Source organism: Janibacter terrae (genome assembly GCF_039636765.1).
Lineage (GTDB): Bacteria > Actinomycetota > Actinomycetes > Actinomycetales > Dermatophilaceae > Janibacter > Janibacter terrae.
Genome location: NZ_CP144167.1, coordinates 2,351,045 through 2,361,032, shown reverse-complemented (window position 1 = coordinate 2,361,032; position 9,988 = coordinate 2,351,045). Strand labels below are relative to the sequence as shown.

General features: G+C 75.8%; 7 protein-coding genes. 5 read left to right on the top strand and 2 right to left on the bottom strand.

Going from position 1 to position 9,988, the window contains the following annotated elements; genetic code table 11:
- The first annotated feature begins 4 nt into the window (after window positions 1–4).
- Window positions 5–1,699, top strand: a complete 1,695-nt coding sequence (locus tag V3C34_RS11570; RefSeq protein WP_068421261.1) for a hypothetical protein — start codon at window positions 5–7, stop codon at window positions 1,697–1,699.
- Window positions 1,700–1,748: 49 nt separating this feature from the next.
- Window positions 1,749–1,904: a hypothetical protein gene (locus tag V3C34_RS11565; protein WP_169701846.1), complete on the top strand. Its 156-nt coding sequence runs from the start codon at window positions 1,749–1,751 to the stop codon at window positions 1,902–1,904.
- A 79-nt stretch (window positions 1,905–1,983) separates the two neighbouring features.
- Here the strand turns inward: V3C34_RS11565 and V3C34_RS11560 are convergent, their stop codons facing one another.
- Window positions 1,984–3,219: a glycosyltransferase family 4 protein gene (locus tag V3C34_RS11560; protein ID WP_068421264.1), complete on the bottom strand. Its 1,236-nt coding sequence runs from the start codon at window positions 3,217–3,219 to the stop codon at window positions 1,984–1,986.
- Between the two features lie 55 nt (window positions 3,220–3,274).
- On the opposite strand from V3C34_RS11560, the gene V3C34_RS11555 reads away from it, so the two are divergent.
- From V3C34_RS11555 to V3C34_RS11545, 3 genes are read left to right on the top strand one after another with little or no spacing between them, the layout of a single operon-like run.
- The gene (locus tag V3C34_RS11555; protein WP_346007191.1) at window positions 3,275–4,147 is read left to right on the top strand and encodes a class I SAM-dependent methyltransferase; all 873 of its coding nucleotides are present in this window, start codon (window positions 3,275–3,277) and stop codon (window positions 4,145–4,147) included.
- Window positions 4,148–4,161: 14 nt separating this feature from the next.
- Window positions 4,162–4,881: a class I SAM-dependent methyltransferase gene (locus V3C34_RS11550; protein ID WP_068421350.1), complete on the top strand. Its 720-nt coding sequence runs from the start codon at window positions 4,162–4,164 to the stop codon at window positions 4,879–4,881.
- Window positions 4,878–8,900, top strand: a complete 4,023-nt coding sequence (locus V3C34_RS11545) for an alpha-(1->3)-arabinofuranosyltransferase domain-containing protein (protein ID WP_346007190.1) — start codon at window positions 4,878–4,880, stop codon at window positions 8,898–8,900. Before V3C34_RS11550 ends, V3C34_RS11545 begins: the two co-directional genes overlap by 4 nt.
- On the opposite strand, the gene V3C34_RS11540 is transcribed toward V3C34_RS11545, so the two are convergent.
- Window positions 8,788–9,972 (bottom strand): acyltransferase, encoded by a 1,185-nt coding sequence (locus V3C34_RS11540; RefSeq protein WP_346007189.1) that lies wholly within the window; start codon window positions 9,970–9,972, stop codon window positions 8,788–8,790. The genes V3C34_RS11545 and V3C34_RS11540 overlap by 113 nt on opposite strands.
- Between the last annotated feature and the right edge of the window lie 16 nt (window positions 9,973–9,988).

The following is a 9,988-nucleotide window of genomic DNA, read 5'->3' as shown; positions in this document are numbered from 1 at the left end:
GGGGGTGACCCGCCCCGGCGTCCTGGGCGCGGTGGTCGGGGCACTCGTCGGCGTCGTCGTCCTCGGTCCTGCGCTCGCCCCCGGGTACACGCTGCACTACGACCTCGTCTTCGTCCCCGACCTGCCGCTGTCGGCCCGCACGCTGGGCACGGACGGGAGCGTGCCGCGTGCCGTCCCCAACGACCTCGTCGTCGCGCTGCTCGGCACGGTGCTGCCCGGGTGGCTCGTGCAGAAGCTCGTCCTCCTCGGGTGCTTCGTGCTCGGGGGAGCCGGAGCCGGACGGCTGGCCCGCACCGCGCCCGGCGCCGTCGCGACCGCGATGCTGTGGTCGTGGAACCCGTGGGTCGGCGAGCGCCTCGGCATCGGCCACTGGGGCTACCTCCTCGGTTTCGCCCTCCTGCCGTGGGTCCTCGTCGCGGCCACCAGGGTGCGCACCTCGCGTGGCCTCGCGCTCCTCGCCGCGACCCTCACGGCGGCGGCCCTCGGCGGGTCGACGCCCGGCGTGCTCGCCACCCTGGTCGCCGCGGTGACCGTGCTCTCCCTCGACGGGAGCATCCGCCTCCGGTCACGGGACCTCGCGCTCGTGGCCGGGATCTCGCTGCTCGCCAACGCCGCCTGGTGGTGGCCCTTCCTCCGCGCGTCCTCGCACGCAGCCGACGCGGGAGGCGCCGCGGCGTTCGCGGCCGGGGCGGACACCCCCTTCGGCGTGCTGGGCTCGTTGCTGCTCGGTGGGGGGCTGTGGAACGACCGCACGTGGTTCGTCGAGCGCACGACGTGGCCGGTGGCCCTCGGCGCGCTGCTCGCGGTCCTGCTCGTCCTCGCGCTCGCGCTGCGCAGCCCCGCCTGGTGGCGCGCGCCGGTGACCCGGGCCGCCACGGCCAGCGGCGTGCTCGGGCTGCTCCTCGCGGGCCTCGCGGCCCTGCCGGGCGGGCGAACCCTGCTCGAAGCCGTCGTCACGACCGTCCCCGGCGGCGGTCTGCTGCGCGACGGGCAGAAGTTCGTCGCGCTGTGGGTCCTGCTCCTCGCGGTGGCCACGGCCGTCGTCGTCGACCGACTCGTCGAGCGCGACCTGCCGCGGGTCCTCGTGGCCGTGGCCGTGCTGTGGCCGGTCGCCACCCTGCCCACCCTCGCCGCGGGGCACGCGGGTGCCTGGGGGAGCGTCGACTACCCCGACGACGTGCTCGCCGTCGCGCGCGAGGTGGGCCGCAGCGGTGAGCCGGCAGCCGTCTTCCCGTGGTCGACCTACCGCCGCTACGCGTGGGACGGGGACCGCGTCGTCCTGGACCCGTGGAACAGGCTGCTCCCGCAGCAGGTCGTCTCCGACGACCGGCTGCCGCTACGTGATGGCACGGTGGCCGGAGAGGACCCCGCGTCGGCGCGGGTCGCGGAGGCGCTCGCGTCGGGAGGGGACGTCCCCGGGGTGCTCAGGTCGCTCGGGGTCCGCTGGGTGGTCGTGCAGACCGACCAGCCCGCCCCGGAGGGCACCGTGCCGGCCCTCGACGGGCTCGCGACGCGCACGGTCGGCGACCTGCGGGTCGTCGACCTCGGACGCCCTGACCCCGTCTCGGACGACGCGGACGCACTGCGCGGGCTCGGCCTCGCCGGGACCGCGGCGGCGCTCATCGGGTCCGTCGGCGGGCTCTGGCGCACGCGCCGGGGTGGGACCGGGGACACGTCCGCACGACTCGCCGCGAAGTGACCGGCCGGTATAGGATGGCCGGAACGACATCCGTTGACGGAGGACACCTGTGAACAACGACGGCTCCAAGAAGCTGGCCTACAACGTCGTCGGCACCGTGCTCGGCGCGGCGATGGCGGCGCTGCTGATCTTCGGCATCGTGCAGTACGAGGGCAACAAGTCCGTCCCTCAGGAGAACCAGCAGATCATCAACTACAACAGCTGATCTGCCCCAGACCCCACGAAGGGGGCGTCCGCTCGCTCGAGCGGACGCCCCCTTCGTCATGGCCGGGCAGGGCCGTCGATCAGGACGCGACGGCCTGCAAGTCCGGCGCGTGGTCCTCCACGGGGCGGGTGGCGATGAGCGCGTCGAGGTCGATGACGTCGTCGCGGTAGCGCTCGCGCAGACCCAGGACGGACTCGATGACCGACTCGAGGCGCCGTCCGGCGCGGCCCCAGTCGAAGGAGCTCGCGTACAGGCGCGCGGTCCGGCCGAGGTCGCGACGCATCACGGCGTCGTCGACGAGCCGGATGACGTGGTCCTCGAACTCCCCGACCGAGTCGGCGAGCAGGCCGGTGCGGCCGTGGACGATCGACTCGCTCGGGCCGCCGGCGAAGCCGTAGGCGACGGCAGGGGTGCCGTGCAGGCCGGCCTCGACGATCGTCAGGCCCCAGCCCTCCTTGTGCGAGGGCATGACGACGACCCAGGCGCGGGCGAGCAGCTCGTGCTTGCGCTCCTCGGGGACGAATCCGTGGAGGTGGACGCGGTCGGCGACGCCCCGCGCCCGGGCGTGCTCGGCGATCGAGTCCTCCCAGTAGCCGCCCCCGACGACGTGCAGCTCGAGGTCGGGGTGGGACATGGCCCGGGAGGCGAGGATGTCGACGGCCTGCTCGACGTGCTTGTGCGGCACGAGGCGGCCGAGGAAGAGCATCGTCGGGGCCTGCGTCCGCTCGAGCCGGGCGAACCGGTCGAGGTCGGCGGGCCGGTCGTTGCCGGAGTAGACGAGGTCGACGCGGCCGGGGTCGACGCCGAGCTCCTCGAGCTCGGTGCGGGTCGACTTCGACACGGTGACGTAGCGGCTGCGGCGGTAGACCCAGGGGGCGACGCGGGACTCCAGGAGCCACCCGAGCCGGGCGACCTTGCGACCGAAGACGGCGGTCCACTGCTCGCGGTGCACGTGGTGGACGATGTTGACGACGGGCACCTGCGTCACGAGGGGCGACCAGAAGGGCACGCCGTTCTGCACGTCGAGGACGACGTCGTAGTCGTGGCCGTGGCGCAGCAGGTGCCACATGCCGTGGAGGTAGACGCTGAACTTGGAGCCGCGACGGATGACGTCGACGTCCCCGTGCCGGGTGCGCGGGGCGGAGCCGGGGAAGGTGGCGGTGAAGATCGTCACCTCGTGGCCCTGCTGGGTGAGCACCTCGGAGGTCCGCTCGGTGAAGGTCTCTGCGCCGCCCGCCTCGGGGTTCTCGCGGTCGCGCCAGGACAGGTAGAGCACCCTCAGCCGCCGCTTCGGGGTCGTCGTGCTCCAGGTCATTCGTCTCTCCTTGTCGCGCTGCCAGGGGTGCAACGCCGACGGTTAGGCTAGCGCCGTGAGTTACCCAAGGGTAGGTGAAGCCGCGGATCCGCGCTGCGAGGTGTGCGACGGCCCGGTCCGCGGGCAGGCCGTGCGCGGGGGCTGCGTGCTCGAGCGGTGCGAGCGCTGCGGGCACCTGGTGCGGGACCTCGACCGCTGCCCGGCGAACCACCGTGACCTCGCGTACGGCGGCGAGCCGACGCTCGACCGCATCCGCCTCGACCTCACCTACCGCGAGCTCGTCCGTGACGGTGTCCCGGAGCGGGTCCTCGAGGTCGGGTTCGGCGCGGGGACGATGCTGCGCCGTTTCCTCGACGACGGCGCGCAGGTGGCCGGGGTCGACCCCGACCAGCTGCAGGTCGGCGTCGACGAGGTCGTGCGCGCGAAGGGGGACCTGCGCACCGGTGGCATCGAGGAGGCCACGGACCTGCCGGGGGAGCAGGACCTCGTGTACGGCATCCACGTCCTCGAGCACGTCGTCGACCCGCACGCCGCGCTCCGCTCCTCCTTCGACCTGCTGCGGCCGGGTGGTCGCGCGAGCTTCCTCACGCCGGCGGGGGACAGCACCGGCCTCACCCGGTACGGCGCCGCCTGGTGGATGCTCGAGGACCCGACGCACATCCGCTTCTTCACCGCAGACTCCCTGGCGCGGGCCGCGCGGACAGCCGGCTTCGTCGACGTCGAGGTGCGGCGGCTGCTCCTCGACAGCCTGAGCGTCGACGCCGCGAGCCTGGCCCGGGCGGTCCGTCCGGGCGAGCGGCCGCAGGGGGTCCTCGGCTCGCGACCGGTGCTCGCCGCGGCCGTGGCCAGCCTCCCCTTCGTCCTGGCCCAGCGCCTCGTCTCCCCGCGCAGCCGCCCCACCCTGCAGCTGCTCGCGCGTCGTCCATGATGGGTGTCGTGCCGATGACCTCCCAGCCCATGCGTCGCGGGGTGCGCCGGTCGGTGCGCCTCTTCTCGGCCTTCCTCGTCGAGCAGACCGAGCCGGAGCGCTTCTACTCGGAGCTGGCGCGCGACTCCATCGGGCTGGTGCGCGAGCACACCCCCCTCGACGGCCGGACCGTCCTCGACGTGGGCGCCGGCCCGAGCGAGTTCGCCCGCGCCTTCCGCGCGGAGGGCGCGCGCTACGTGCCGCTCGACCACGACCCGGCGGTCCCCTCGGTGCGGGACGGCGGGGTCGTCGGCGACGCCCTGCGGCTGCCGCTCGCGGACGGGAGCGTCGACGTCGTCTTCTCGAGCAACATGTGGGAGCACGTGCCCGACCCCGAGGCCGTCGCCGACGAGATGCTCCGCGTCACCCGGCCGGGCGGGATCGTCCTCCTCTCGTACACCAACTGGCTCTCGCCGTGGGGCGGGCACGAGACCTCACCGTGGCACTGGCTCGGCGGCGACCGCGCGGTCCGTCGGTACGAGCGTCGCCACGGCCACCCGCCGAAGAACCGCGTCGGCGAGACCCTGCACCGCGTGAGCGTGCGCCAGGGCCTGGAGTGGGCGCGCCGGGCCGACGCGGACGTCCTCGTCGCCCGGCCCCGATACCTGCCGGACGCGGCGCGGGCCGTGCTGCGCGTCCCCGGCCTGCGCGAGGTCGTGACGTGGAACCTCCTGCTCGTCCTGCGTCGCCGATGACGGCTGACGGCCGGGTCGACGTCCTGCGCGAGCGCCTCCAGCGCCTCGCCGCGACCCTGCTCGTCGCGGTCATCCCCTGGCTCATCGCGCCGGGCACGATCCAGCCGGACACCAAGACCGACCTCGTCCTGTCACCGGCGCGCTACCTCGGCCGGGCGCTGTGGGCGTGGAACGACCACACCGGCATCGGCGAGCTGCAGAACCAGGCCTACGGCTACCTCTGGCCGATGGGGACCTTCTTCCTCGTGGGCGACGCGGTGGGCGCGCCGGCCTGGGCGGTCCAGCGGCTGTGGTGGACGCTCCTGCTCGTCGTGGCCTTCGTCGGCGCCGAGCGCCTGGCCCGACGGGTCGCCGGCCTGGCGCCGGTCCCGGCGCTGCTCGTCGGCGGGGTCTTCGCCCTGTCGCCGCGGGTGCTCACCGTGCTCTCGGAGATCTCCGTCGAGGTGTGGCCGCAGGCGCTCGCCCCCTGGCTCGTCCTCGTCGCCGCGCGCGCCGTCGCCCCCGGCGCGCTCGCCGCGGACCGGCGGCGCACGGCGGTGCTCACCGGACTCCTCACCGCATGCCTGGGTGGGGTCAACGCGACCGTCTCGCTCGTGGCCCTCGTCCCCGCGGCCGCCTGGCTGCTCCTCGCGCCGGCGGGCCGGCACCGTTGGCGGGCCCTCGCGTGGTGGCTCCTCGGTGCGGTCGCCGGGGCGGCCTGGTGGCTGGGTCCGCTGCTCGTCCTCGGCCGCTACTCCTACCCCTTCCTCGACCACATCGAGCTGGCGTCGACGACGACGGCGGTCGCGTCCGTCACCAACGTGCTGCGGGGCGCCAACCACTGGATCGCCTACATCCTCACCGGCAGCGACCAGCCGACGTGGCAGAGCGGGTGGGTCCTCGCCCAGTCCTTCTCGGCGATCCTCGCGACGACCCTGCTCGCCGGGCTCGGCCTCGCCGGTCTCGTGCGTACCCGGGACCGGGGCGAAGGGGGCGACCCGCCCCCTTCGTCCGGGCGGCCCGCGGCGCAGCTGACGCGCTGGGCGCTCGTCCTGGTGCTGCTCGGCGTGCTCGCGATGACGGTCGGGCGCTCCGGCTCGGCCTCCGGGCCGCTCGCGTCCGTCGTGCAGGACCTGCTCGACGGGCCGCTCGCCCCCTTCCGCAACGTCCACAAGGCCGACCTGCTCATCCGGCTGCCGGTCGCCCTCGGCGTGGGCCTGCTCGCCCACTGGGCCACCCGCTTGGAGGGCGGCGCCGGTCCCGTGGTGCGGCAGGGCGTCGTCGTCGCGACCGTGCTCGCCCTCGTCGGCTCGCTCGCGCCGCTGTGGGTCGGTCGCGTCGGTGATGCCTGGGCACCGGAGGACCTGCCGGGGACGTGGACCGAGGCGGCCCGGGAGGTCGACGAGCTCGCGTCCCGCGACGGCGGGACGACGCTGGTGCTCCCCGGGGCGCGCACCGCGGACTTCACGTGGGGACGCGTCACCGACGAGCCCCTCGGGGCGCTCGCGGCCTCACCGGTGCTCACCCGGGCCGCCGCGCCGCTCGGGCACCCGGGTGCCACGAGGATCCTCGACCACCTCGACGAGATGACCGCGACGGGGCGCAGCCGGCCGGAGATCGTCCCCGGGCTGCGGCGGCTCGGCGTCTCCCGCGTCGTCGTCCGCGGCGGCCTGCAGCAGGCCGTCGGCGCGATGGACCCCCGGCGGGTGGCGGACACCCTGCAGGCCACCCCCGGCATCACCCGGGTCTGGGCCGAGGGCGACGGCCAGGACCGGGTGAGCATCTGGCGGCTGGACGTCCCGGCCGAGCCCATGGTCCTCGTGCCCCGGGACGGGGTGGTCCCTGTCGCCGCCGCGCCCGAGGGCTGGTTCGCGCTGCTCGCCTCGGGACTGGTCGACCCCGACGCCCTCACCACGGCCGCCCGCGGCGAGGACGCCGACGTGCGCACCGACACGCTGCGGTGGCAGGCGCGCAACTCCGGACGACCGCCGTCGGACAGCCGCAGCCCCACCCTGCCCGCCACCAACCTCTGGCCCGAGATCGTCGGCACCAAGGACCTGGACCCGGGCGGCTCGGCGGTCGCCCGCACCACCCGGTTCTGGCGCGGGCTCTCCGGGCTCGCCGTGAGCTCGACCGCTGCCGACCCCTTCGCCCGAGACCCCGGGGGCGCGGGGACCGGCCCGGCGGCCATGGTCGACGGCGACCCCACGACCGCCTGGGTGAGCGGCGACGGGCTGGGCCGGCAGTCCTTCACGCTGCGCCTCCCCGACACCCACCGGCCGACGGCCGTGCTCGTCCACGAGGCGTGGGGCGGCACCCTCGCCCCGCTGTCGGGCGTCCGCGTCGCCGGCAGCGACGGCGAGCTGCTCGAGGGGACCAAGACCTGGCGCGTCCCCCTCGACGGTCGCGGACGCACCGAGGTCACCGTCGACCTCGAGCGTGCGGGCGGGGACCCGACGCGCCGCGGGGCGCCGGTCGGCGTGCGCGAGGTGCAGCTCGAGGACGGCCCCCGTCTCGGGACGGGGCTGGCCCTGCCGCCGGGCCGGGGCCCGGCCCTGCTGACGCGCGACCCGCGCGGCGGCGTCGACGTCGGGGCGGGCGAGGACCCCGGCGACCTCGTCCGTCGGGTGGGCCACCTGCCGACGACCCGGGTGGAGGCGTCCGTGCGGGTGCGCCCGGGGGAGGCCGCGCAGGACCTCGTGACCGCACCGTGGAGCCTCACCGGCAGCACCGCACCCGACACCGACCCCGCCGCGTCCGGGCTGGCCGACTGGCCGGTCGCCGCCCTCGACGGCGACCCCACGACACGGTGGCGGCCCGCGGTCGGTGCCGCGCGGCCCACGCTGCGGATCGACCTCGGCCGGGAGCGGCGGGTCGGCACCATCAGGCTCGACCGGTCCGTGGGCTCGGTGACCGTCGCGACCGACACGCAGCGCCACGTGCTGCCCGCGGGCACCGAGCTGCGCATCCCGGCGCAGGAGACACGCCAGGTCTCCCTCGTCTTCACCCGGCCCCCCGGCCGCGCCGCATGGTCCGGGCCGGAGGTCACCCTGCCCGAGGCGGGCGCCCCGCCCACGACCGTGACGCTGGGCTGCAGCGCCGCAGGTGCCGTCGGCCGGGACGAGGGCCGCATCGGTCTGTCCCTCACCGCACCGCGCGCCGACCTCGTCGGCGGCCGACCGGTCGCCGCGACGGCCTGCGGCGAGCTGCCCGCCGGTGGCGGCACGGTGACGGCGGCCGGCGTCCCGGGTCTGGTCCCCGAGTCGGTCGCCCTCGTGCCCGTCGGCTGGGTGCGGTCCGAGGTGGCGCCGACCCGCACGGTGACGACGCAGCGCGAGCACACCGGCCGGTGGCTCGCGGACGTCGGGGCCGGTGGGCCCTCGGTCCTGGCCCTGTCGCAGGGGGCCAACGCGGGCTGGCGGGCCGTCGACGAGGAGGGCGTGCGGCTCGAGCCGGTCACCGTGGACGGGTGGCGCCAGGGGTTCGTGGTGCCCGGGGGAGCGAGCGAGCGGATCACGATCGACTTCGTGCCCAACGGGCAGCACCGGCTCGCCCTGCTCGTCGGGGCCGTCCTCGCGGGGCTCCTGCTCCTGTGGGGGCTCGTCGAGCTGGTCCGGGCGCGCCGTCCTGCGCGCTCGTCGGCCGTCGACGACCGGGTCGTGGAGCCGGCCGGCCCTGAGCCGACGGACGTCCCCGCCGGGGGAGTGGCCCCCTTCGTCGTGGGCGTCCTGCTCGCGGCACTCGTCGGCCTGCTCGTCGCGGGCTGGGCCGGGCTGCTCGCGGGTGCGGTGGGCGCGCTCGTGCCGGTGCGGCGGCGGGCGGCCGCGGTCGTGCTCGTCCTCGGGGCAGCGGGGGTCGCGCTGGCGGTGCTCGGGGTCGCCGAGCGCCAGTCGGCCGGCGCGATGGTCTCCCAGGTGCTCGGCGCGCTCAGCCTCGGGGTGCTGGCAGCGGCTCTGGTGCGTCCGCGGGCCGACGGTGGGCCAGTGCCAGCACCGGACGCTCCAGCAGCATCCACGACAGGTGCGCCAGACCCACGCTGACGAGCGTCACGAGGGCGAGCGTCAGCGCGAAGGGCGCAGCGAAGAGCCGCAGGTCGAGGGCCGCGAAGGCGACCTGCAGCACGAGCACGTGCCACAGGAAGACCCCGTACGAGATGTCGCCGAGCCACCGCAGGGCGCCGGCGACGGGGGAGTCGGCGAGGGTCGAGGACAGGCCGCGCGTCGTCGCCGCGAGGAGCAGGCACCCCGCGACGAGCCCGTAGAGCACCTCGGCGGCGAGCGCCTCCGGTGGCGACGAGGCCTCGATGCCGCGCGGGCCGGCGACCGGGGTCGAGGCGAGCAGCCACAGGACGGCGGCGAGGACGACGAGGGTCCCCGGGCTCGTGCGCAGGACCTCGAGCCACGGACGGTCGGCCGGCAGGGCGTCCACCCGCTCCGCCTCGACGAGCACGCGCACGGCCACGCCGAGCGCGAACCACGCAGCGTGCCCGGCCGCGCTCGTGGCGAGCACCCCGCCCGGGGTCCCCTCGAGCAGCGCCGCGAAGGTCTGGGTGCCGAGCCCGAGCACCCCGACGAGGAGGCAGAGCCACAGCAGGCGACGGGTCGCGGCGGTGGGGGAGGCGCCGCGCACGAGCGGGGCGAGGAGCCACGCGACGAGCGGCAGGAGCAGGTAGAAGGTCACCTCGGTCGTGAGGCTCCACGTCTGGGTGAAGGACTGGAAGGTGCGCCCCGTCCAGCCCTGGCCGATGACGAGGTGGACGAGCACGGTCGGCACGTCGAGCACGCTCGCCGCGGCACCGCCGAGGCGAGCGGCGACGGCGACGACCGCCGCGAGCGCGAGAAGGTAGGCGGGCAGGATGCGTGCCGCACGCCGCACGAGGTAGCGCCTGGTCGACCAGTCCGCGGTGCCACCGAGGGCACGACGCACGAAGGGGGAGGACAGCAGGAAGGCGGACAGGGCGAAGAAGATCGCGACGCCGAGCTCGCCCCGGACCGCGAGCCCGCCCACGACCCCGGAGGCGCCGGCCCCGGTCCAGAAGGCCACGTGCGAGAGCAGGACGAGCCAGGCCGCCACTGCACGCAGCAGGTCGAGCCCGAGCATGCGACCCGCCACATCCGCCACCCGTCCT